The 23,160-nt window shown below is 65.8% G+C and carries 14 protein-coding genes and 3 pseudogenes; 10 read left to right on the top strand and 7 right to left on the bottom strand.

Annotated features, from left to right (window positions below):
- Positions 1-9 precede the first annotated feature (9 nt).
- From rpfG to N4G47_RS08225, 3 genes and pseudogenes are all read left to right on the top strand, one after another.
- Positions 10-1,155, top strand: coding sequence for a cyclic di-GMP phosphodiesterase response regulator RpfG (gene rpfG / locus N4G47_RS08215; protein WP_107232477.1), 1,146 nt, complete (start codon positions 10-12; stop codon positions 1,153-1,155).
- Positions 1,152-3,328 (top strand): annotated as a pseudogene (locus tag N4G47_RS08220) (response regulator). The gene rpfG and the pseudogene N4G47_RS08220 overlap by 4 nt, the downstream one beginning before the upstream one ends.
- A gap of 3 nt (positions 3,329-3,331) precedes the next feature.
- Entirely contained in the window at positions 3,332-4,456 is a 1,125-nt protein-coding gene (locus N4G47_RS08225; protein WP_475286387.1) for a DUF2971 domain-containing protein, read from the top strand.
- A gap of 132 nt (positions 4,457-4,588) precedes the next feature.
- On the opposite strand, the gene N4G47_RS08230 is transcribed toward N4G47_RS08225, so the two are convergent.
- The 5 genes from N4G47_RS08230 to betI all read right to left on the bottom strand — a co-directional run bounded on the left by N4G47_RS08230 (position 4,589) and on the right by betI (position 11,390).
- Positions 4,589-5,461 (bottom strand): crotonase/enoyl-CoA hydratase family protein, encoded by an 873-nt coding sequence (locus N4G47_RS08230; protein ID WP_249844111.1) that lies wholly within the window; start codon positions 5,459-5,461, stop codon positions 4,589-4,591.
- A gap of 161 nt (positions 5,462-5,622) precedes the next feature.
- Positions 5,623-7,299, bottom strand: a complete 1,677-nt coding sequence (locus tag N4G47_RS08235) for a long-chain fatty acid--CoA ligase (RefSeq protein WP_107232480.1) — start codon at positions 7,297-7,299, stop codon at positions 5,623-5,625.
- Between the two features lie 206 nt (positions 7,300-7,505).
- Complete coding sequence (betA, locus tag N4G47_RS08240) at positions 7,506-9,188, bottom strand: choline dehydrogenase (RefSeq protein ID WP_249844109.1); 1,683 nt, start codon at positions 9,186-9,188, stop codon at positions 7,506-7,508.
- 101 nt (positions 9,189-9,289) lie between these two features.
- Positions 9,290-10,762, bottom strand: coding sequence for a betaine-aldehyde dehydrogenase (gene betB / locus N4G47_RS08245; RefSeq protein ID WP_475286390.1), 1,473 nt, complete (start codon positions 10,760-10,762; stop codon positions 9,290-9,292).
- A gap of 37 nt (positions 10,763-10,799) precedes the next feature.
- The gene (betI, locus tag N4G47_RS08250) at positions 10,800-11,390 is read right to left on the bottom strand and encodes a transcriptional regulator BetI (protein ID WP_197646908.1); all 591 of its coding nucleotides are present in this window, start codon (positions 11,388-11,390) and stop codon (positions 10,800-10,802) included.
- Between the two features lie 170 nt (positions 11,391-11,560).
- On the opposite strand from betI, the gene N4G47_RS08255 reads away from it, so the two are divergent.
- Both N4G47_RS08255 and N4G47_RS08260 read left to right on the top strand, forming a co-directional pair.
- On the top strand, positions 11,561-13,111 hold the full coding sequence (locus N4G47_RS08255) for a BCCT family transporter (RefSeq protein WP_475286393.1): 1,551 nt from the start codon (positions 11,561-11,563) through the stop codon (positions 13,109-13,111).
- Positions 13,112-13,227: 116 nt separating this feature from the next.
- The gene (locus N4G47_RS08260; RefSeq protein WP_475286395.1) at positions 13,228-13,683 is read left to right on the top strand and encodes a hypothetical protein; all 456 of its coding nucleotides are present in this window, start codon (positions 13,228-13,230) and stop codon (positions 13,681-13,683) included.
- 86 nt (positions 13,684-13,769) lie between these two features.
- Here the strand turns inward: N4G47_RS08260 and acnA are convergent.
- Both acnA and N4G47_RS08270 read right to left on the bottom strand, forming a co-directional pair.
- Positions 13,770-16,522, bottom strand: a pseudogene (acnA, locus tag N4G47_RS08265) (aconitate hydratase AcnA).
- A gap of 171 nt (positions 16,523-16,693) precedes the next feature.
- Positions 16,694-17,596 carry a LysR family transcriptional regulator gene (locus N4G47_RS08270; protein WP_049455867.1) on the bottom strand — a complete coding sequence of 301 codons (903 nt, stop codon included), beginning with the start codon at positions 17,594-17,596 and terminating at the stop codon, positions 16,694-16,696.
- Between the two features lie 109 nt (positions 17,597-17,705).
- On the opposite strand from N4G47_RS08270, the gene N4G47_RS08275 reads away from it, so the two are divergent.
- From N4G47_RS08275 to N4G47_RS08295, 5 genes and pseudogenes are all read left to right on the top strand, one after another.
- On the top strand, positions 17,706-18,827 hold the full coding sequence (locus N4G47_RS08275) for a 4-oxalomesaconate tautomerase (protein WP_475286397.1): 1,122 nt from the start codon (positions 17,706-17,708) through the stop codon (positions 18,825-18,827).
- Positions 18,828-18,904: 77 nt separating this feature from the next.
- Positions 18,905-19,960, top strand: a complete 1,056-nt coding sequence (locus N4G47_RS08280; RefSeq protein ID WP_249844103.1) for an ABC transporter substrate-binding protein — start codon at positions 18,905-18,907, stop codon at positions 19,958-19,960.
- Positions 19,961-19,974: 14 nt separating this feature from the next.
- Complete coding sequence (locus N4G47_RS08285) at positions 19,975-20,808, top strand: ABC transporter ATP-binding protein (protein WP_249844102.1); 834 nt, start codon at positions 19,975-19,977, stop codon at positions 20,806-20,808.
- Positions 20,792-21,567, top strand: a pseudogene (locus N4G47_RS08290) (ABC transporter permease). The gene N4G47_RS08285 and the pseudogene N4G47_RS08290 overlap by 17 nt, the downstream one beginning before the upstream one ends.
- Before the next feature lie 132 nt (positions 21,568-21,699).
- On the top strand, positions 21,700-23,124 hold the full coding sequence (locus N4G47_RS08295) for an OprO/OprP family phosphate-selective porin (protein WP_475286400.1): 1,425 nt from the start codon (positions 21,700-21,702) through the stop codon (positions 23,122-23,124).
- Positions 23,125-23,160 lie beyond the last annotated feature (36 nt).

Genomic DNA, 23,160 nt, shown 5'->3' on the forward strand with positions numbered 1-23,160 from the left:
GTCAGGCCGATGCAGGGTGCGAGCGTTCGCAGCGGCAGAATATCCTCGCCTGCTGATGATCCAGCATGGTCGAAAAACCAGGCAGAATATGCGTTGAACATCGTCATTGTTGACGACCAGACGTCCGCCAGGACGATGCTGCGCCATGTCATCGAAGACATCGCGCCCGAACTGAGCGTGTACGACTTCGGCGATCCGCTGACTGCATTGGCCTGGTGCGAAGCGCACCCGGTCGATCTGCTGCTGCTCGACTACCGCATGCCGGAGATGGACGGGCTGGAGTTCGCCCGCCGCTTCCGGCGTCTGCCCAAGCATCGCGACATTCCGGTGATCCTGATTACCGTGGTGGGCGACGAGCCGATCCGGCAGGCGGCGCTGGAAGCGGGTGTCATCGATTTCCTGGTCAAGCCGATCCGTCCGCGCGAACTGCGCGCGCGCTGCTACAACCTGCTGCAGCTGCGCCAGCAGACCGAGAACGTGAAGCAGCGCGCCTTGTCGCTGGAACAGCGGTTGCTGGCCAGCATGCACGAGGTCGAGGAGCGCGAGCGCGAGACCCTCTCGCGGCTGGCGCGGGCGATCGAGTTCCGTGATGCCGGCACCAGTGCCTACCTGGAGCGCATGGCGCGCGTGGCCGGCCTGATCGCCGATCAGCTGGGCCTTCCCGAAGACGACGTGCGCCTGATCGAGATGGCGGCACCGCTGCATGACATGGGCAAGATCGCCATTCCCGACGCGGTGCTGCTCAAGCAGGGCAAGCTCAACGACGAAGAACTGGCAATCATGCGCCGGCACCCGCGAATCGGCCACGAGCTGCTCAGCGGCAGCCAGAACCGCTTCATCCAAGTCGGCGCCTTGATCGCGCTGCGCCACCATGAACGCTACGACGGCAGCGGCTATCCCGATGGCCTGGTGGGCGATGCCATTCCGCTGGAGGCGCGCATCGTCGCCGTGGCCGATGTGTTTGACGCACTGATATCGCCACGCCCGTACAAGGAGGCGTGGACGATGGAAGCCACGCTGGCCTATCTGTATGCACAGCGCGGGCGCCTGTTCGACCCACGCTGCGTGGACGCACTGCTGCGCGGCCGCGAACAGCTCGAGCACATCTGCGCCGAGCACTCGATGGCATCGGCGCGGCCGGGGCTGGGCGCGTGAAACGCGCGTGGTCGCGGCTGCGACTGCGCCTGTCCCAGCGGCAGGACAGCGAGCATGGGCAACAGATCGTCCGCATCGTCCTGATCAGCCTGATCCTGGCCTACGTGCTGCTGCCGGCGCCGCGCCACGACCTGCCACACGCGCAGTACGTGGGCGTGCTGGCCATCGTGCTGACCGGCCTGAGCCTGTCGTTGCTGCTGTTTGGCTGGCTGCTGTGGCGCCCCGGCCGTTCCGACCCGCGCCGCGTGCTGGGCATGCTGGCCGACTACGGCCTGATCGCCGCCGGCATGGTGCAGATGGGCGAGCCGCTGGCCTGGGTCTACATCGTGGTGATGTGGGTGACCGTCGGCAACGGCATGCGCTTTGGCAACCACTACCTCTACGTGGCGGTGGCCATGGCGATGGTCAGCTTCGGTTCCACCGTGCTGCTCACGCCTTACTGGGAGCGCAATTTCCGCCTGGCCATCGGCCTCTGGCTGGGGCTTGCGGCGGTGCCGTTGTATTTTTCGACCCTGCTGCGGCAGTTGACCGAGGCGATGGCCGAAGCGCGCCGGGCCAGCGAGGCCAAGAGCCGCTTCCTGGCCAACATGAGCCATGAATTCCGTACGCCGCTCAATGGCCTCAACGGCATGACCGAAGTGCTGGCCACCACGCGGCTGGATGACGAGCAGCGCGAATGCCTGAACACCATCCAGGCGTCGTCGCGCAGCCTGCTGGCCCTGGTCGAGGAGGTGCTGGACATCTCGGCGATCGAGGCTGGAAAGCTGCGGGTGGTGGCCGAGGATTTCGCGCTGACCGACGTCATCCAGGCTATCGGCCTGATCCTGCTGCCACAGGCCAAGGCCAAGCGCCTGGACTACCGGGTGAAGGTGGCCGACGGCGTCCCTCCGCGGCTGCGCGGCGATGTCGGGCACCTGCGCCAGATCCTGCTGAACCTGGCCGGCAATGCGGTCAAGTTCACCGATCACGGCCGCGTCGAGATCCGGGTGGGCGTGGTCCACGCCGACACCAGCGGCGCGGTGCGGCTGCGTTTTGACATCCTCGATACCGGTATCGGCGTGCCGCCTGCGATGCGGCCGCGGCTGTTCGATGCGTTCGAGCAGGCCGATGTGAGCATGGCGCGCCGCCATGAAGGGACCGGCCTGGGCACGACCATCGCCAAGGGCCTGGTTGAAGCGATGGAGGGTGACATCGGCTATCTGGACAACCCGCCGCGCGGCAGCCACTTCTGGGTTGAACTGCCGTTCGCGCCGCCGCAGCCGATGGTGCCGGGTGCGGTACCGACGCTGGCCGGCGGCGATGACACCGGCCAGAGTGGCAATGTGATCGCCTTTGCCGATCCGTTCCTGCGCCATCGCGCGCGGGTGCGCAGCATGCAGATCCTGGTGGCCGACGACCACGAGGCCAACCGCATGGTGCTGCAGCGGCTGCTGCAGAAAGCTGGCCACCGCGTGCTGTGCGTGGATGGCGGTGAAGCGGTGCTCGACGCGCTGGCTGACAGCGAGTTCGATGCGGTGATCGTGGACCTGCACATGCCGGGCATGAGCGGGCTGGACATGCTCAAGGAGCTGCGGGTGATGCAGGCCGGCGGCGGTCCGCGCACGCCGGTGCTGGTGCTCAGCGCCGATGTCACACCCGAGGCGATCCAGCGCTGCACCCAGGCCGGCGCGCACGCATTCCTGGCCAAGCCGGTGGTGGCCGTGCGCCTGCTCGACACCCTGGCCGAGATCGCCAGCAATGCGCAGTTGAAGACCATGGCCGCGCCCGTAGTGCGCTCATCAACCGCGTTGCCGGAGGGGTGCTCGACAGCAGCGTGCTCGATGAGTTGGCCTCACTGGGCATGGGCGAGGGATTCGAGCGCGAGTTCATCCGCCAATGCCTGGAAGATGCGGCCACCTGCATGGGCAAGGCCGAGCAGTCCGGTGAGGGTGCGCAGTGGGAGGTCTTCCGCGAACAGGCCCACGCGATCAAGGGCGTGGCCAGCAACCTGGGCCTGATGCGCGCGGCCAACCGGGCCGGTGAACTGATGCGCATGGCCGATTGGCAGTTGAAGGCCGAATGGCGCACGCGCCTGTCGATCCTGCAGGAAGCGATCAAGGAAGGCCGCCGCGCGCTGGATGCGCGGGCCGAACGCCGGCTGCGCAGTGCTGCCGATGACGGTGAGGCGCGGTGAACGTTGGCTATTGCCGACGCTGCATATCCCCGCCAGCGCAATGATAAGGATATGCCAATCTACGCGATCGCTGGCTGTCGCAAAGAGGTTGCGTGCAGCTTTTTGTTTCTGGATGGTGAATGCATGGATACGCCAAGATTTCTTTACAAGTACATGCCTTTGAGGGAAGAGTTCTTCAGTAATACGATGATTCGTGCCACGCCTGCGCGCGGTCTCAATGATCCTTTTGAGATGCAGTTCAATAGGGTGCAGGTGCGGGATGCGGTCCAGGCGCTTGCCAAATACTTCAATGCTGGCGGCAATTCCTGCGGCGAGATCGACGACGAGTATGTTCGGGGTCAGATGGAGGTGCTCGAGGATGAGTTCGATAATCTAGGGGTTATCTCCTTTACCGAGGATTTCGACAATCCCTTGATGTGGGCACACTACGCGGATGAGCACCGGGGGATGGTTGTTGAGTTCGATATGAGCAAGCCGCTCTTTGCTGGATCATGTGTTCAGGGTGAAGCTGGAGCGCGCATGAGTCGGTTTGGAGATCGATTTCCCTCCAGTGCTTTCGAGTTTCCAGAGAAGGTGAGATACAGGAGGGAGATGCCGGCATTTGACAGGTCTGAATACGCCGCTCCCGATTCTTCCAATGAGTTTCATTGGAGGAAGTTCAGTCGGGCGATACTCTTCACGAAAGCAATTGACTGGATGTACGAGAAGGAGTGGCGCTCGGTTGTCGAGCTCTGTGAAGCCGATTCCATTGCGTCCGATGATTGCAGTCATATCCGCGGTGTATGCGATGGGCTCGATGATGTCGAGCTCACCGAGCCGGCCGTCGGGCGCATCAATGTCTGCTTTCCGATTGGATTTGAGATGCAGGACGATGTCGGTGACTTCGGTGTCAGGAAGGAAGTTCATCACCTTTCCGCGAATTCCGATGGTCCGGTGATCCACTTGTTCAGGGTGGATCCGGCGGCCATAAGCGCGATCTATTTTGGTCGACGCGCGGATGAGCGGGAATGCCTGAAGGTACTGAAGGGGAATCGTCACCTCGATCATGTGGAGCGGATATTCAAGATGCGCGTCAGCAACAGTGAATATCGGTTGACGCCCGAGCCCCATTCGAAGTTTTGGAGATGACGACCCTGCCGCGGCGAGCCGGAGTAGCAGCTTCTATCGGTTCAACCGCGCACCGCGACGAGGTGTTGTGCTGATTGGTCATTAAAAAAGCCCGGTGGCCAACCGGGCTTGAACCCTTCTGGGGAGGGCGAATCAGGCCGCGTCGAGGCTGGCGCGACGGGTCTGGGCCTTGATCAGGCGATCCATGGTGCGCAGCGAACGGTCGCCAAGGACCAGGGCGGAGTCGACCCAGACCTTGGTGATTTCCAGCAGTTCGTCGTAGCTGACCGGCTGGGCGATGGCGCGCGCGGCGTTCATGGCCAGGTACGACTGCGGGATGCGCTGCTGCTGGCGGATCAGATCTTCCACCGCCGCACGTCCTTCTCCCTTCTTCACCAGGACGTCCACCACGCCCATCGCGTACATCTCCTCGGCGCTGTAGACGCGTCCGTCCAGGATGATCTTCTCGGCCAGGTGCGGGGAGACCCGGCGGCACAGGAAGGAATAGGCGCCCATGCCCGGGAACAGCCCGAACAGCACCTCCGGCAGGCCCAGGCCGCTGCCCTCTTCGGCAACGATGGTGTGGCAGGCCAGGGCCATTTCCAGCCCGCCGCCCAGTGCGTCGCCCTGAATCAGGGCGATCGAGCGGATGTCGCCGCCGAAGCCGGTGTGCAGGTGGTGTACGCCCTCCACGCAGCGCTGGGCATAGCTGAGCAGAAGATCGCGGTTGCCTTCACGGATCAGGCGGGTGAACAGGTCCAGGTCACCGCCCAGGTTGTAGGCGGCGGCGTCGGAGGCCAGCACGAAGTGGCGCAGCTTGCCGCTGTTGCGTTCGGCCGGGCCACGGGTGATGGCGGCCATGTAGCTCCACATTTCATCCAGCATGTCCTTGCGGCAGCAGGGGCGGATGCCGGTGGCCGCGTCGGCGTGCATGAACAGCCAGTGGGCCGCGCCATCGGCGCTGTCTTCGGTACGGATGGTGGCAAAGGGGGAGCCGCTGGTGGGCAGCTTTTCGATGGTGCTCATGGAAGATTCCTCGGCATGCGGCCCGCAGAATGAGGTGGGTGGCCGGCGGGCCGAACGGTCCACACACGCGGCGATGCTACACCGCCCCCGGGGCGGCGCATGCGAAAGGGCCCGGGACGTTTCCGCCCCGGGCCCATGCTCATCCAGACAGCCGCAAACCCTTACTGGGCAGGCGTATCGCGCAGTTCGCGGCGAAGGATCTTGCCGACATTGGTCTTCGGCAGCTCCTTTCGGAATTCAACGATTTTGGGGTGCTTGTAGCCGGTCAGGTTGGCCCGGGCGTGTTCCTTGACCATTTCGGCGGTCAGGTTGGGGTCCTTCTTCACGATGACCACCTTGACCACTTCACCGGACTTCTCATCCGGCACGCCCACGGCCGCCACTTCCAGCACGCCCGGCATCATCGCGATGACGTCTTCGACTTCGTTCGGGTACACGTTGAAGCCGGACACCAGGATCATGTCCTTCTTGCGGTCGACGATGTAGCAGAAGCCGTGCTCGTCCATCTTTGCCATGTCGCCGGTGTGCAGCCAGCCGTCGGCGTCGATGGCCTTTGCGGTCTCGTCCGGCCGCTGCCAGTAGCCCTTCATGACCTGCGGGCCCTTGATGCACAGCTCGCCCACCTCACCCAACGGCAGGATGGCGCTGTTGTCGTCCTTGATGCAGGCATCGGTGGACGGAATCGGCAGGCCGATCGAGCCGTTGTACTCGGTCAGGGTGAGCGGGTTGATGCAGGCGGCCGGCGAGGTTTCGGTCAGGCCGTAGGCCTCGACCAGGGTCACGCCGGTCACCTTCTTCCAGCGCTCGGCCACGGCGCGCTGTACGGCCATGCCGCCGCCCAGGGTGACCTTCAGCGAGGAGAAGTCGACCGTATCGAAGCCGGGGGTATTGAGCAGGCCGTTGAACAGCGTGTTGACGCCGGTGATGGCCGTGAAGCGTACCGACTTGAGCTCCTTGACGAAGCCCTTCATGTCGCGTGGGTTGGTGATCAGGTGGTTGCAGCCACCAAACTTCATGAAGACCAGGCCGTTGGCCGTCAGCGCGAAGATGTGGTACAGCGGCAGGGCGGTGATGATCCACTCCTTGCCCATCTCGATGCCCGATGCACTGATCCAGGCCGAGGCCTGCTGCATGTTGGCGATCAGGTTGCGGTTGGTCAGCATCGCGCCCTTGGCCACGCCGGTGGTGCCACCGGTGTACTGCAGGAAGGCGATGTCGTCATGGTCGATCTCGACCTTGGGCAGGCTGTGGCGGCTGCCCAGCTTGAGCGCCTGCTTGAAGCGCACCGCACCCTTGAGATGGTAGTTGGGGACCATCTTCTTGACGTACTTCAGCACGAAGTTGACGATCACGCCCTTGCCGCCGAGCAGGTCACCCAGGCCGGTGGTGACCACGTGCTTGACCGGCGTATCGGCGATGACCTGCTCGACGGTGTCGCCGAAGTTGTCCACTACCACCAGGGCGGCCACGCCGGCATCGACCAGCTGATGCTTGAGCTCGCGCGCGGTGTACAGCGGGTTGACGTTGACCACGGTCAGGCCGGCGCGCAGCACGCCGAAGGTGGCGATGGGGTACTGCAGGCAGTTGGGCATCATCAGGGCGACGCGGTCGCCCTTCTTGAGCTTGAGCTCACCCAGCAGGTAGGCGGCGAACTGCTCGACCAGCGCGTCGGTCTCGCCGTAGGTCAGCACCTTGCCGAAGCTGGAGTAGGCGGGGCGGTCGCGGAACTTGGCCACGGAAGCGTCGAAGACCGAAGCGACCGAATGGAATTCGTTGACGTCGATTTCGGCGGGAACGCCTTTCGGATAGCTCTGCAGCCAGGGACGATCCAGACTCATATTCCCCTCCAGGAATCGTGATGTATTAGGTTGCGGCCCTGAGCGTAGCGACAATGGCCGTTCATTGCAGCATACCCCGCCGTAGGGAAAACGCGAAGAGGGGGCGCGGAGGCGGCAACGGTAGGTGCCGACCTTGGTCGGCACGGGATTGCGAGGGGGCGTCCTGGATCGGTGCCCACCAAGGTGGGCACCTGCCGGTTTGCGGCTCAGCCCTTGTTGCGCACCGGTGCACCGTTGGCCTTGTAGTACGGCGCGGTGCTGCGGGCCAGCGGGGTGCGGCCGCGGATCACGTCAGCCAGCTTCTCGGCCATCATGATGGTCGGCGCGTTGAGGTTGCCGGTCACCACCTGCGGCATGATCGACGCATCGACGATGCGCAGGCCTTCCAGGCCATGCACGCGGCCCTGGCCATCGACCACCGCCATCGGGTCATCGGCATGGCCCATCTTGTTCGAGCACGACGGGTGGTAGGCGGTCTCGGCGTGCTCGCGCACGAACGCATCGATCTGCGCGTCGGTCTGCAGTGCGCTGCCCGGGGAAATCTCACGGCCGCTGTACGGTGCCAGCGCGGGCTGCGCGAAGATTTCGCGGGTGATGCGGATCGCCGCACGGAACTCGCGCCAGTCCTGGTCGTGCGACATGTAGTTGAACAGGATGCTGGGGTGTTCGCGCGGGTCCTTCGAGCGCACGTGGATGCGGCCACGGCTGGGCGATCGCATCGAACCGACGTGCATCTGGAAGCTGTGCGCCTTGATCGGGTTGGAGCCGTTGTAATTGATCGCCACCGGCAGGAAGTGGTACTGCAGGTTCGGCCAGTCGAACTCGGCGTCGCTGCGGATGAAGCCGCCGGCCTCGAACTGGTTGCTGGCGCCGATGCCGGTGCCCAGGAACAGCCACTCGGCACCAATTGCGGGCTGGTTGTACAGCTTCAGCGCCGGCGCCAGCGACACCGGCTTCTTGCACTCGTACTGCAGGTACATCTCAAGGTGGTCCTGCAGGTTGGCGCCGACGCCGGGCAGGTGGTGCACCAGGTCGATGTCCAGGCTGCGCAGCAGGTCGGCCGGGCCGACGCCGGAGCGCTGCAGGATCTGCGGCGAGGCGATGGCGCCGCCGCACAGCAGCACTTCGCGGCGGGCGGTGGCGCGCTGCGGCTGGTCGTTGTGCAGCCACTGCACGCCCACCGCGCGCTTGCCCGAGAACAGGATGCGGTCGGTCAGCGCGTGGGTGACGATGGTCAGGTTCGGGCGCGGCTTGGCCAGGTCCAGGTAGCCACGGGCGGTGCTGGAGCGACGGCCCTGCGGGGTGACCGTGCGGTCCATCGGGCCGAAGCCTTCCTGCTGGTAACCGTTGAGGTCGTCGGTGCGCGGGTAGCCGGCCTGCACGCCTGCCTCGACCATCGCCGCGAACAGCTCGTTGTTGCCGGCCTTCGGCGTGGTCACGCGCAGCGGGCCATCACCACCGTGGTAGTCGTTGGGGCCGATGTCGCGGGTTTCGGCCTTGCGGAAGTACGGCAGGCAGTCCAGGTAGGTCCAGTCTTCCAGGCCCGGCATGCTGGCCCAGTTGTCGTAGTCCATCGCGTTGCCGCGGATGTAGCACATGCCGTTGATCAGCGACGAGCCGCCCAGGCCCTTGCCGCGGCCGCAGTCCATGCGGCGGTTGTTCATGAAGGGCTCGGGATCGGTCTTGTACGCCCAGTTGTAGCGCTTGCCCTGCAGCGGGAAGGCCAGCGCGGCCGGCATCTGGGTACGGAAGTCGAGCCGGTAGTCCGGGCCACCGGCTTCCAGCAGCAGCACGCTGACATCGGCATCTTCGGTGAGGCGGGTGGCCAGCACGTTGCCGGCCGAACCGGCGCCGATGATGATGTAGTCGTACTCGTTATGGGTGCTCATGGGTGTCTCCTGCAGGCCGGGGCGCGCTGCATGCAGGCGTCCCGGCGGAATGTCGGATCGGCACGATGGCCGCACGATGGGGCGCGCGCAGGGCGCGCCGGTCAGAACACGCTGGCGTAGTCGCCCAGCTCGACCTGCACCGACTTGATGCGGGTGTAGTGGCCGAGGGTCGAGATGCCGTTCTCGCGGCCGACGCCGGATTCCTTGTAGCCACCGACCGGCATTTCAGCCGGCGATTCGCCCCAGGTGTTGATCCAGCAGATGCCGGCTTCCAGGCGGTGGATGATGCGGTGGGCGCGGCTGACGTCCTTGCTGACCACGCCGGCGGCGAGGCCGAAGGTGGTGTCGTTGGCACGACGCACCACTTCGTCTTCGTCGTCGTAGGCGAGGATGCTCATCACCGGCCCGAAGATCTCTTCGCGGACAATCGTCATGTCATCGCGGCAGTCGGAGAACACGGTCGGCAGCACGTAGGCGCCATTGGCCAGTGCGCCCTCGGTGGCACGGCCGCCGCCGGTCAGCAGGCGGGCGCCTTCGGCCTTGCCGCTCTCGATGTAGCGCAGCACGTTTTCCATGTGCGGGAAGCTGGTCAGCGGGCCGAAGTTGGTCTCGGCGGCCATGGGGTCACCGATGCGGATGCGCTTGACGCGCTCGACCACGGCGGCCTCGAAGGCGGCCAGCATGCTGCGCGGCACGAACACGCGGGTGCCGTTGGTGCAGACCTGGCCGGAGCTGAAGAAGTTGGCCATCACCGCGATGTCGGCGGCGCGGTCCAGATCGGCGTCATCGCAGATCACCAGCGGCGACTTGCCGCCCAGCTCCATGGTCACTTCCTTCAGCGACGAGGACGCGGCGCTGGCCATCACCTTCTTGCCGGTGGCGACGCCGCCGGTGAAGGAGATCTTCTCGATCACCGGGTGCTCGGTCAGCCACTGGCCGATCTCGCGGCCCGGGCCCTGCACCACGTTGAACACGCCGGCCGGCACGCCGGCTTCGGTGTAGATCTCGGCCAGCTTGATCGCGGTCAGCGGGGTCACTTCGGACGGCTTGAACACCATCGCATTGCCGGCGGCCAGGGCCGGGGCCGACTTCCACATGGCGATCTGGATCGGGTAGTTCCAGGCGCCGATGCCGGCGACCACGCCCAGCGGCTCGCGGCGGGTGTAGAAGAAGCTCGACTCGCGCAGCGGCAGCTGGATGCCTTCGATGGCGGTGGCCAGGCCGGCGTAGTACTCGACCACATCGGCACCGGTGACGATGTCCACGGTGGTGGTCTCGGCCAGCGCCTTGCCGGTGTCCAGGGTTTCCAGGTGGGCCAGCTCGTCGTTGCGTTCACGCAGGATCTCGACGGCGCGGCGCAGGATGCGCGAACGCTCCATCGCGGTCATCGCGGCCCACACCTTCTGGCCTTCGGCCGCGCTCTGCACGGCGCGCTCGACGTCGGCCTGGCTGGCGACCTGGACCTCGGCGATCACTTCACCGGTGGCCGGGTTGACGGTCTTGAAGGCCTTGCCGCTGGTGGCGTCGACGCGCTGGCCGTGGATGTAGAGCTGTTGGACGGGCAGGGTGGTCATGGGGCGTACTCCTTGGAAGGGGCGGGTGCTGAAGCGCTTATAGCGCGCCAGCCTGCAACTGGAAGTCGATATAGCCGTATGCGATGCGCCGGGACTTCTCGGCGTTGAACTGGCCGCCGACCAGGCTGCCGCGCAGCCACAGGCCGTCGATCATCGCGGCCAGGCCGCGGGCGGCCAGGCGGGCCTGCGGGTGGGGCAGCAGGCGGTTGAACTGGTGGCACAGGTTGGAGAACAGGCGCTGGTCGTTGGCGCGCTGCAGCCGGGCCAGTTCCGGCTGGTGCATGCTGGCGGCCCAGAAGGTCAGCCAGACGCGCATCGCGGTGCCGTTGATCTGGCTGTCGTCGAAATTTCCATCGACGATCGCGCGCAGCTGCTCGCGCGGATCGTCGCCAACCTCGGCGCGGTAGCGGGCGACGGCGTCCTTCAGTTCACGCAGGATCTGCCGCATTGCAGCATTGAGCAGGCCGTCCTTGTCGCCGAAGTAGTGGGCGACGATGCCGCTGGACAGCCCTGCCTTCTTCGCGATGGTGGCGACGGTCGCATCGGCCATGCCGATCTCGTCGATGGTCTGGAAAGTGGCCCGGATCAGCTGCTCGCGCCGTACCGGTTCCACGCCTTTCTTCGGCATTGTCTCTCCACGGATTGCGACCCGAAGGATCGGGCTGCCGGCCATTATGCTTTTTATTGATTGAACGTTCAATCAATAAACCCTAGGATGCGCTCGCGCCCCACGCCATGGGCCCGGTTTACCGGTCCGGCCCCGCCCATGTGCTCCCTCGGACTTGATGAGACGACCCCATGTCTTCCCTGGCTCATCCCAAGCGTTCGCCCCTGCGCTTGAACCGTTTTGTCTTCTTCAGCTCCTCGGTGTCGATCGGCATCCTCGGGCTGCTCACCGTTCTCTATCCCGAAGGCAGCGAGCACTGGCTGCAATGGGCGCAGGCCGAGGTCTCGGCCGCGTTCGGCTGGTGGTACATGCTGCTGATCGTGCTGTGCCTGGGCTTCGTGCTGTGGCTGGCGTTCTCGCCGTATGGCCGCATCCGCCTGGGCCACAACGAGGAGTCACCCGCGTTCGGCTACGTGGCCTGGGTGTCGATGCTGTTCTCGGCCGGCATCGGCATCGCGCTGCTGTACTACGGCGCCTACGAGCCGCTGGATCACTTCCTGCATCCGCCCGGGCAGCCTGGCGGTACCGTGGCCGCCGGTCGCGAGGCGATGGTGCTGACCTTCCTGCACTGGGGCCTGCACGGCTGGGCGCTGTACGCGCTGGTCGGCGTGGCGCTGGGCTACTTCGCCTACCGCCGCGACCTGCCGCTGGCGCTGCGCTCGGCGCTGTACCCGATCTTCGGCGAGCGCATCCATGGCCGCATCGGTGACATGGTCGATGGCTTTGGCATCCTGGCCACGCTGATCTCGATGGTGACCAACCTCGGCATCGGCGCGCTGGTGGTGCAGTCCGGCCTGGTCTACCTGTTCCACATTCCGGATACGCCGCAGGTGCTGGTGGCGATCGTGCTGGTGATGATGGTGGTGGCCACCATCGGTGTGGTCGCCGGCGTGGAGAAGGGCATTGCCTGGCTGTCCAATCTCAACGTGCGCCTGCTGTGCGGCCTGCTGCTGTTCGTGCTGGTCACCGGCCCGACTCTGCACCTGTTCGACGGCCTGATCCAGAACACCGGCGATTACCTTGGCGCGTTCGTGCGCAAGAGCTTCGACATGTACCTCAACGATCCGAAGGGTCGTGAGTGGATGGGCTCGTGGACGCTGTTCTACTGGGCGTGGTGGATCGCCTGGGCGCCGTTCGTCGGCCTTTTCGTGGCGCGCATCTCGCGTGGCCGCACCATCCGCGAAGTGATCATGGGCGTGCTGCTGATCCCGCTCGGCTTCACCCTGGCGTGGCTGTCGATCTTCGGCAATACCGCCATCGACCTGGTGCTCAACCACGGCCAGGCGATCCTCGGTGAGGTGGCGCAGAACGATGCGGCGATGACGCTGTTCAAGCTGCTGGAGTACCTGCCTGCCGCGCCGTACGTGGCCGGTGCCGCGGTGGTGATCGGTTTCGTGCTGTTCCTGACCCCGGTCGATTCGGGCACGCTGATGATCGCCAACCTGTGCACCCGCCGTGTCGATGACGGCGTGGAGGACGGCCACGACGCGCCGATCTGGCTGCGCGTGTTCTGGGCGGTGGGCATCACTGTGGCCAGTGTCGGCCTGCTGCTGGCCGGCAACTTCAGTGCGATGCAGACGGCGGTGGTGCTGTGCGGCCTGCCGTTCTCGTTCATTCTGGCGTTCTACATGTGGGGCCTGCTGAAGGCGCTGCGCACCGACCCGGACGCACCGCGGCGCTGAGGGACGGTGCGGGTGGGCATCGGCGCGTGCCGATGCCTGCCACATTTCATTGCATTCCTAGATACGTCGGATGCCGTCGTGATCGACCATGGGGTCTCTTCAAGCAGGAGATCCCGATGAAACGACTTCTCTGTGGCCTGTTGCTGTCTGCTGCGGTTCCGCTGCGTGCCGAGCCGATGCCGCCGCCGATGCAGCAGCTCGATTTTCCGGTACTGGCGGTGGGTGACATCGGCCAGTTCCGCGTACAGGTGCCGGCCTATGCGGGCGGGCAGGGGCGGGTGTCGTACGCCGCGCACGCGCTGATGCCGGGCAGTGCCGACGATCGCGGCTACCGCTTCATTGCCGTGGCCTGCGGCGATGGTGGATTTACCCCGGTGGTGCACTACGAAGACCGTGGCGTTGTCTGCTCGCGCATCGGCCAGACACCGCATCCGGCGTTCGAGATGGTGGTGACGGTGCTCAACACCGGCGCTGCCGACGGCGAGACGGTGATGCCGGAGGGCCTGCGTGGCCTGGTGTATGACGTCGGGCCGAGCGCGGCGCCGTGGCGGATCTACGGCGTCGGGCCGTAGGGCAGTGCATCTGTAGAGCCGAGCCGATGCTCGGCTGCGGTTGGCGGCAATGCAGCCGAGCATGGCTCGGCTCTACAGGTGGAGCGTTACTTGCTGGCCAGCTGGCGCAGCACGTACTGCAGCAGGCCACCGTGGCGGAAGTACTCGACTTCCTTCGGGGTCAGCAGCATCACCGAGACCTCGAAGGTCTTCTTCGTGCCATCGGCCTTGGTCGCGGTGACCGTGGCGCGCTTGCTGGCACCGTCCTGCAGGCCGGTGATGTCGATCACCTCCGAGCCGTCCAGGCCCAGCGACTGCGCGTTCTCGCCGTTGCGGAACTGCAGCGGCAGCACGCCCATGCCGACCAGGTTGGAGCGGTGGATGCGCTCGAAGCTTTCGGCGATGACCGCCTTCACCCCCAGCAGCAGGGTGCCCTTGGCTGCCCAGTCACGCGACGAGCCGGTGCCGTATTCCTTGCCGGCCAGCACCACCAGCGGCACCTTGTCGGCCTTGTACTTCATGGCCGCATCGTAGATCGCCAGCTTTTCCGGCTGGCCGCCAGCGGCCGGGTAGTACAGGGTGTTGCCCCTTCCTCGCCACCGAACATCAGGTTCTTGATGCGGATGTTGGCGAAGGTGCCGCGGACCATCACGTCATCGTTGCCGCGGCGGCTGCCGTAGCTGTTGAAGTCGGCCGGTTGCACGCCGCGTTCCTGCAGGAAGCGGCCTGCCGGCGAGTCCTTCTTGATGTTGCCGGCCGGGGAGATGTGGTCGGTGGTGATCGAGTCGCCGAACAGGCCCATCACGCGTGCACCATGCACGTCGTCGATGCTGCCGGTCTGCATGGTCATGCCATCGAAGTACGGCGGGTTCTTGATGTAGGTGGAGGCGTCGCTCCACGCGTACAGGTTGCCGTCGGGCGAGGCGATGGTGTTCCAGCGGGTATCACCCTTGAACACGTCGGCGTAGTTCTGCTTGAACATCTCCGGCCCGATGGTGGCGGCGATGACATCGCCGATTTCCTTGTTGCTCGGCCAGATGTCGCGCAGGAACACCGGCTGGCCATCGCTGCCGGTGCCCAGCGGCTGGGTGGTCAGGTCGATGTCGGTGGTGCCGGCGATGGCGTAGGCGACGACCAACGGCGGGCTGGCCAGGTAGTTCATCTTCACTTCGGGGTGCACGCGGCCCTCGAAGTTGCGGTTGCCCGACAGCACCGAGGTGACCACCAGATCGCCGGCGGCGATACCGGCGCTGACTTCGGTCGGCAGCGGGCCGGAGTTGCCGATGCAGGTGGTGCAGCCATAGCCGACCACATAGAAACCGATCTTCTCCAGTTCCTTCAGTACACCGGCCTTTTCCAGATAATCGGTAACCACGCGCGAGCCTGGGCCGAGCGAGGTCTTCACCCACGGCTGGCGATTCAGGCCCTTGGCGGCCGCGTTGCGGGCCAGCAGGCCGGCGCCGATCATCACCGCCGGGTTGGAGGTGTTGGTGCAGGAGGTGATGGCGGCGATCACCACTGCGCCGTCCTTCAGCCGCACCTTGCGGTTCTCGATCTCGATGTCGGCAAAGCCCTTGGCCAGCTGCTCGTTGCCGACCGCGGCGCCGCCGCCTTCATTGACGAACGAGGACACATCCTCGCTGCGCTTGTCACGGTTGGCGGTCATGCCGACCAGCGCTTCGCGGTAGTTCTTCTGCACGTCTTCCAGCAGCACGCGGTCCTGCGGGCGCTTGGGGCCGGCCAGCGACGGCTTCACCGTACCCATGTCCAGTTCCAGCGTGGTGCTGTACTGGGCGTGCGGGCTGCCCGGCTCGTGCCACAGGCCCTGCGCCTTGGCGTAGGCCTCGACCAGGTTGATCTGCTCTTCGCTGCGGCCGGACAGGCGCAGGTAGTTCAGCGATTCGGCATCGATCGGGAAGATGCCACAGGTGGCGCCGTATTCCGGGGCCATGTTGCCGATGGTGGCGCGGTCGGCCAGCGGCAGGTGCTGCAGGCCGTCACCGTAGAACTCGACGAACTTGCCGACCACGCCGAGCTTGCGCAGCATCTGGGTGACGGTCAGCACCAGGTCGGTGGCGGTAGCGCCTTCGGGCAGCTTGCCGGTCAGCTTGAAGCCGACCACCTGCGGGATCAGCATCGACGACGGCTGGCCGAGCATGGCCGCCTCCGCTTCGATGCCGCCCACGCCCCAGCCGAGCACGCCGATGCCGTTGATCATGGTGGTGTGGCTGTCGGTGCCAAACACGGTATCGGGGTAGGCCACCGCCTTGCCGTCCTTGTCTGCGGTCATCACCACGCGGGCCAGGTTTTCCAGGTTCACCTGGTGGACGATGCCGGTGTTGGGCGGCACCACCTTGAAGTTGTCGAAGGCCTTCTGGCCCCAGCGCAGGAAGCCGTAGCGTTCCTGGTTGCGCTGGAATTCGATCTTGCCGTTGAGGTCCAGCGCGTCCGGCTTGCCGAACACGTCGACCTGCACCGAGTGGTCGATGACCAGCTCGGAGGGAATCTGCGGGTTGATCTGCTCGGGCGAGCCGCCGAGCTTGACCACCGCATCGCGCATCGCGGCCAGGTCGACCACGCAGGGCACGCCGGTGAAGTCCTGCAGGACCACGCGCGCCGGCATGAAGGCGATTTCGGTGTCCGGTTCGGCGGACGGGTTCCAGCGGGCCACGGCTTCGATGTGGTCCGGGCCGACGGTGGCGCCGCCGTCCTCATGCCGGAGCAGGTTCTCCAGCAGGATCTTCATCGAGTAGGGCAGGTGGGAGATATCGAAGCGCTGGCCCAGCGTGGGCAGGCTGAAATAGTCGTAGGTCTTGCCGCCGACGTTCAGCTGGCTGCGGGTGGAGAACGAATCGCTCATGCGGGGTAACTCCTTCTTGCGGTTGGCTTGCAGTGGCCCGCCGTGGCGGGCCTGCTTGCGTGTGACGGTGGCGTTGCGGCCGCCGGATCCCCGCCAGTATGGCCGAGCAGGGAGGGGCGGAACGCCCTTGGCGCAGGACGCAAGGTTACATGGCTGTATGTAGTGCGGATGTCACGGTTTGCCGCGCCACTGGCTCATCAGCATCTGCAGGAAACGTTCGGCAGTGGGCGAGAGCAGGGCGCCGCGACGACGCACGATGCCGATGGTGCGCGACACCACCGGGTTGCCGATCGGGCGGGTCACCAGGATCGGGTGGTCCCCATCGGGTGTGGCCATTTTCGGCAGCACCGATACACCGATGCCGGCTTCGACCATGCCCAGCGACGTGGACAGGTGGGTCACCTCGTAGTGCCAGCTCAGTTTCAGGTTCTCGCGTGCCAGCGCGCCGTCGAGCAGGGTGCGGTTGCCGCTGGTGCGATGCACCGTGATCAGCTGGTGCTGGGCCAGATCGGCCCATTCGACCTTGCGCTTGCGGGCCAGTGGATGGTCGCGGCGGCAGGCAAGCACGAACGGGTCTTCGGCCAGCACGTCGAAATCAAGGTTGGGATCGTTGGCGCCCATGAAGTTGATGCCGAATTCCACTTCGCCGCGTTCCACCGCCTGCAGTCCTTCGGTGGCCGGGATATCCAGGATGCGGAAGCGCACGTTCGGATGCGCCTCGTGGAAGCGTGCCATCACGCTGGGAAGGAAGTAGAACGCCGCCGTCGGCAGGCAGGCGATGGTCACCGTTGCGCCGCGGGTGTCTTCGCGCCCGCGCAGTGAGAACAGCGAGCCGTCGAATTCTTCCAGCATGCGCCGTACCAGCGGCAGCAGGTTCTCGCCGACAGCGGTCGTGCTGACGCTGCGCGTGGTGCGTTCAAGCAGGGGCGAACCGACCGCCTGCTCCAGCTTCTGGATTCGGCGGCTGAGCGCCGGCTGTGAAACGTGCAGGCTTTCCGCAGCGCGATGGAAGCTGCGCGTCTCTGCAACGAGGAGGAAAGCGCGCAGGTCGAGGATTTCGCAATTGATGCTCATTCGGTATCAATCATCCAAAAATCAGCAATTCACAGATCAATTGGGGTCATGCCAGTATCGAATCACAGAGGGGGCATTCATCCCCTATACGCATCAATCTAGCACACGTATGTCCAACGATCTGCTCAGCATTCCCTGCGTACTCATGCGCGGTGGCACCTCCAAAGGCCCCTTCTTCCTGGCATCCGACCTGCCGGCAGACACCGCCCGGCGCGACCGCCTGCTGCTGGAAGTGATGGGCTCGGGCCACCCGCTGCAGATCGACGGTATTGGCGGCGGCAACGCCCTGACCAGCAAGGTGGCGATCATCAACCGCTCCAGTCGCGACGATGCCGACGTGGACTACCTGTTCGCCCAGGTGCGGGTGGAGCAGCAGGTGGTGGACACCTCGCCCAACTGCGGCAACATGCTGGCCGCAGTCGGCCCGTATGCCATCGAACGCGGCCTGGTACAGGCGCAGGATCCGCAGACGCGGGTGCGCATCTTCAACGTCAACACCGGCAAGCTGATCGTGGCAACGGTGGAGACCCCCGGCGGCGAAGTGGTCTACCGCGGTGATACGCGGATCGCCGGTGCGCCGGGTTCGGCCTCGCCGGTGCGGCTGTCCTTCCTGGACGCCGCCGGTGCCCGCACCGGCAAGCTGCTGCCCAGTGGCCATGCGCAGGAAACCATCCATGGCGTGGCGGTCAGCCTGGTGGACTGCGCGATGCCGATGATGATGGTGCGCGCGGCCGATATGGGTGTCCACGGCGACGCCTCGCCGGCGGAACTGAATGCGGATCACGCGCTGCTGGCGCGGCTGGAAGCGATGCGCATCGAGGCTGGTACGCGCATGGGCATCGCCGATGCGGGCAGCAAGGTGATTCCCAAGCCGGTACTACTTTCCGCACCGCAGCAGGGCGGCGACCTGCAGGTCCGCTACTTCATGCCCCACCAATGCCACACCGCACTTGCCATCACCGGCGCGGTCGGTCTGGCCACCGCCGCAGTCACGCCCGGCACCCTGGCCAACACTTTCGTCGGATGCCTGCCGATGCCGGGCAGCATTACCCTCGAACATCCGAGCGGCCTGCTGGAAGTGGGCCTGAGCCGCAGCTCGGACGACGCGCCGGTCGTTGCCAGCGTGGTCCGCACCGCGCGCCGCCTGTTCGAAGGGCGCGTGTTCGCGACTTCGCCCGCCGCTGCCGAAACCCATTCCACCGAAGCCCGCCAATGGACCTCAGCGGCATGACCTGAAACCGGTCGGGGCCGCGCAGATGCGCGTGGCCAGGCCACTACAACGCAGATGCTTCACTCCTGGGAGGGATGATGTACAAGCAGTTCTTCATGGCCGCGCTTTGCGCGGCGAGCCTGGCCGTGTCCGGTTGCGGCAAACACGATGCCAGCGGAGCCTCGGCGCCCGGCGGCGACAATGCGCCGGTGCGGATCAGCGTGGGTTCCTACAACCTCAACAACCTGCCGTTCTTCATCGCCGACGCGAAGGGCTATTTCAAGGATGCCGGGCTGGAGGTGAAGACCGAGAACTTCGCCCAGGGCGGCTCCAAGGTCCTGCAGGCGCTGGTGGCCAATTCCACCGATGTGGCAGTGGGCTTCTATGACCACACTATCCAGATGCAGGCCAAGCACAAGGACGTGGTCGGTTTCGTGCTGCTGTCACGCAACTCGGGCCTGGTGATGGCCGGTCGCGAGGATGCCAGCTTCGATCCGGCGCGCCCGCAGACCATCAAGGGCCAGAAGATCGGCATTACCGCCCCGGGTTCGTCATCCGACTTCTTCGTGCGCCACTTCCTGGCCCAGCACGACATCCCTGTGGACAGCATCTCGCTGATCGGCGTGGGTTCCGGCGCGGCGGCGGTGGCCGCGCTTGAACAGGGCAAGATCGACCTGCTGGTCAACTACGATCCGGCCGCGACGCTGATCACCGATCGCAAGGTCGGCAGGATCATCATCGACGCGCGCAGCGACGAAGGCGCACGCCAGGTCTACGGCGGTCTCTACCCCACCTCGGTGATGTACGCCAACCGCAGCTTCCTCGAACAGCGTCCGCAGGCGGCCGAGAAGATTGCCCGCGCCGAACAGCGGGCGCTGAAGTTCATCGCCGAAAACAGCGCCGAGGACATCGTTGCCGCGCTGCCGGACAGCTACGTCTCCGGCGACCGCGCCACCTATGCCCGTGCCGTGGAGAACGCCCGCGCGATCTTCACCACCGACGGCCACTTCACCCCGGCTGATCTGGAAACGCCGCTGAAGGTGCTTCGCGAGTTCAACAAGGATGTCGCCAACGCCGACATCGATCTGTCCAGGACCTACACCAATGCCTTCGTCGAGCGTGCCCACGCTGCGGCGCCGGCTGCCCAACGTTAAGCGGAGGTAACCCCATGGCCCTCAATGCCACCGTGCGCCAGCTCAACGGCGCGCCGCAGCTGGAGCCTGCACAGACCATGGTCGCCATCAACAAGGTGACCATGTCCTTCGGCGAGTTCACCGCCGTGCGCGATGTCGACATCCAGGTGGGCGACGGCGAGTTCCTCGCCATCGTCGGCCCCACCGGCTGCGGCAAGAGCACCATCCTCAATTCCGTGGCAGGGCTGCTCAAGCCCTCGTCCGGTGACGTGGCCATCGACGGCCGCACGGTCAACGGCGTGCAGGAGTCAGTCGGCTACCTGTTCCAGCAGGATGCGCTGCTGCCGTGGAAGACCGCCTACCAGAACGTCGAGCTGGGCCTGCGTTTCCGTGGCGTGCCCGAGGCCGAGCGCAAGGCCAAGGCCAACGCGTGGCTGGCCAAGGTCGGCCTTGCCGGCTTCGAGCACCGCTACCCGCACCAGCTGTCCGGTGGCCAGCGCAAGCGCGTACAGATGGCGCAGGCGCTGATCGTCGAGCCGAAGGTGATCCTGATGGACGAGCCGTTCTCGGCGCTGGACATCCATACCCGCCACCTGATGCAGAACGAGCTGCTGCGCCTATGGCAGGAGGATCGCCGCTCGGTGATCCTGATCACCCACGACCTGGAGGAAGCCATCGCCCTGGGTGACCGCGTGGTGGTGCTGTCTTCCGGCCCCGCAAGCCGGGTCGTGCGCAGCTTCGATGTGGACCTGGAACGGCCGCGCAACGTGGCGGAGATCAAGCTGGACGAACGTTTCACCGACCTGTACCGCGACATCTGGGCCTGCCTGCGCGGCGAAGTGGAGAAGAGCTATGCACGCCAAGACTGACCGTTTCATCCAGATCGCACTGGTCATCGCCGTGTTCGGTGGCTGGGAGGGCGGCATCGCGCTGGGCTGGATCGACCCGTTCTTCTTCCCGTCGCCGACGGCGATCGCGCAGCAGGCCTGGACCTGGCTGTCCGATACCTCGTTCTACCAGCACGTCTACATCACCCTGACCGAAACCGCGCTGGGCTACCTGATCGGTACCGGCCTGGGCGTGGCCGGTGGCGTCTGGCTCGGCCTGAGCCGCCGCTCGGCGCGCATCCTGGACCCCTTCATCAAGGGCTTCAACGCGATTCCGCGGGTGGTGCTGGCGCCGATCTTCGTGCTGTGGCTGGGCCTGGGCCTGTGGTCGAAGGTGGCGCTGGCGGTGACCCTGGTGTTCTTCACCACGTTCTTCAACGCCATGCAGGGCGTGCGCGAAGTGAACCCGGTGGTGCTGGCCAATGCGCGCATCCTCGGTGCGGGCCGCAGTGACCTGCTGCGCCACGTGTACTTCCCGCGGCCGCCAGCTGGATCCTGTCCTCGCTGCGTACCTCGGTGGGCTTTGCCGTGGTCGGCGCCATCATCGGCGAATACCTGGGTGCTTCGGCAGGCCTGGGCTACCTGATCGCGCAGGCCGAGGGCAACTTCAATGCCGTGGGTGTGTTTGCCGGCATCATCATCCTGGCCGCCTTCGTGCTGGTCATCGATGCACTGCTGGATGTGGTCGAGAACAAGCTGATCACCTGGCGCCCCAACGCCCAGGCACAGGCCACCAGCTGACCGCGCTGCGCTGAGCCCGCATGCCGCGCCGCCGGGCTGACCCGGCGGCGCGCGCTGCCTCCCCGATCTTCCCCCGCACCACCGCAACGGGCCAGCGCCAGGCCAGGGGCCGGCTGGCCGGAGAGAGAGCCCATGAACACGCACACCGTGCTGCCCCGCGCAGCGCTGTCGGTCGCGCTCGGCCTGCTGTTGGCCAGCGGCCCTGCCGGAGCGCAGTCTGCCCCGGCCCCGTTGAGTCCGGCCGAACTGTCGGCACTGGTGCAGCAGCAGGCGCTGCAGATCCAGCAGCTTGAAGCGCGCCTGCGTGCCGTTGAAGGCGCACAGAGTGGCGTTATTGCGGCCGCGGTTGCACCTTCGCCGGCACTGGAAACCCGCGTGGCCGCGCTGGAATCGAGCCAGTCCAAGGCACCGAAGGTGTCGTGGTCGAAGGGCGCACCCGAGTTCAGCAGCGCTGACGGCAACCTGGCGTTCCGCCCGCGTGGCCGCCTGTTCGTTGATGCGTCGAGCACTGACGGCTCGTCGGTGGCCGACCGCAACATTTCCGGCACCGAGATCCGCTCGGTGCGGCTGGGAGCCGAGGGTCGTTACGGCATTCTCGGCTGGGCGGTGGAGGGCGACTTCGCCGACAACGCGGTGGCCTGGAAATCGGTCTATGCCACCGTGGACCACCACCTGTTCGGCCTGCCGGCCGACCTGACCGTGGGCAATCGCTTGAACGATCGCGGCATCGACGGCTCCAGCAGCACGTCCAACACGCCGTTCCCGGACCGCAACGTGGTGGGCACGCTGATGCTGCCGCAGCGCGGCCTGTTCGGCGTGGGCCTGACCGAGCGCGTATACGGCAAGGGCTGGCACGCCAGCCTGTCGGTGGCGGGCAATGACCTGAACAATGCCGGCACCGACAACGACAGCCTGACCTGGGCCACGCGCGTGCACTGGAACCCGGTGGCCAGCAAGGCGGCCACCGTGCATCTGGGTGCATGGGCGTTCCACGAAGAGATCGCCGCCGGTGCCAGCGGTGTGCTGCGCAGTTCGGCCATCGCCGGGCACTTCAACGATCTGGTCAGGATCGCCCCGGGCACCCTGACCGGCGCCAAGCGCAGCAACGCCTATGGCCTGGAAGCGGCTGGCTTCTTTGGCCCGGCCTGGGCCACCGGCGAATGGGGCACGCGCAAGCTGCGCGGGGTTGATGCCGGAGGCCGCTACAACCTGGACCATCAGGCCTGGGCGGTGTCGGCGGGCTGGTTCCTGGCAGGCGCCGTTCCGGCCTATTCAGGCAAGGCCGGCACCTGGGGCAAGGTGAAAGTGGCCGACCCGGTGACCCAGGGCGGCGCTGGAGCCTGGGAGCTGAAGGCGCGCTATGAGGACGTGGACTACGGCGAGCTGCCCACCGGCGGCACCGGCCACGCCTGGACGATCGGAACGAACTGGTACCTGAACGACTACAGCCGGGTGATGTTCGAGGCGATCCGCTGGCAGACCTACAACCGCAGTGGCAGCGGGCAGGGCAGGGACGAGGGCACGACCGTCAATACCCGCCTGCAGGTGTCGTTCTAGGTACGTGACTGGCGGTATGGACCCTTTGGTATGTAT

The sequence above is a fragment of the Stenotrophomonas sp. GSD10 genome, from assembly GCF_056172695.1.

Bases quoted from the DNA above. Each gene is read 5' to 3' on its own strand.
- rpfG (WP_107232477.1), top strand. From the start codon at position 10: ATGCAGGGTGCGAGCGTTCGCAGCGGCAGAATATCCTCGCCTGCTGAT.
- N4G47_RS08230 (WP_249844111.1), bottom strand. From the start codon at position 5,461: ATGAGCACCATCGAAAAGCTGCCCACCAGCGGCTCCCCCTTTGCCACC.
- N4G47_RS08235 (WP_107232480.1), bottom strand. From the start codon at position 7,299: ATGAGTCTGGATCGTCCCTGGCTGCAGAGCTATCCGAAAGGCGTTCCC.
- betA (WP_249844109.1), bottom strand. From the start codon at position 9,188: ATGAGCACCCATAACGAGTACGACTACATCATCATCGGCGCCGGTTCG.
- betB (WP_475286390.1), bottom strand. From the start codon at position 10,762: ATGACCACCCTGCCCGTCCAACAGCTCTACATCCACGGCCAGCGCGTC.
- betI (WP_197646908.1), bottom strand. From the start codon at position 11,390: ATGCCGAAGAAAGGCGTGGAACCGGTACGGCGCGAGCAGCTGATCCGG.
- N4G47_RS08255 (WP_475286393.1), top strand. From the start codon at position 11,561: ATGTCTTCCCTGGCTCATCCCAAGCGTTCGCCCCTGCGCTTGAACCGT.
- N4G47_RS08260 (WP_475286395.1), top strand. From the start codon at position 13,228: ATGAAACGACTTCTCTGTGGCCTGTTGCTGTCTGCTGCGGTTCCGCTG.
- N4G47_RS08270 (WP_049455867.1), bottom strand. From the start codon at position 17,596: ATGAGCATCAATTGCGAAATCCTCGACCTGCGCGCTTTCCTCCTCGTT.
- N4G47_RS08275 (WP_475286397.1), top strand. From the start codon at position 17,706: ATGTCCAACGATCTGCTCAGCATTCCCTGCGTACTCATGCGCGGTGGC.
- N4G47_RS08280 (WP_249844103.1), top strand. From the start codon at position 18,905: ATGTACAAGCAGTTCTTCATGGCCGCGCTTTGCGCGGCGAGCCTGGCC.
- N4G47_RS08285 (WP_249844102.1), top strand. From the start codon at position 19,975: ATGGCCCTCAATGCCACCGTGCGCCAGCTCAACGGCGCGCCGCAGCTG.
- N4G47_RS08295 (WP_475286400.1), top strand. From the start codon at position 21,700: ATGAACACGCACACCGTGCTGCCCCGCGCAGCGCTGTCGGTCGCGCTC.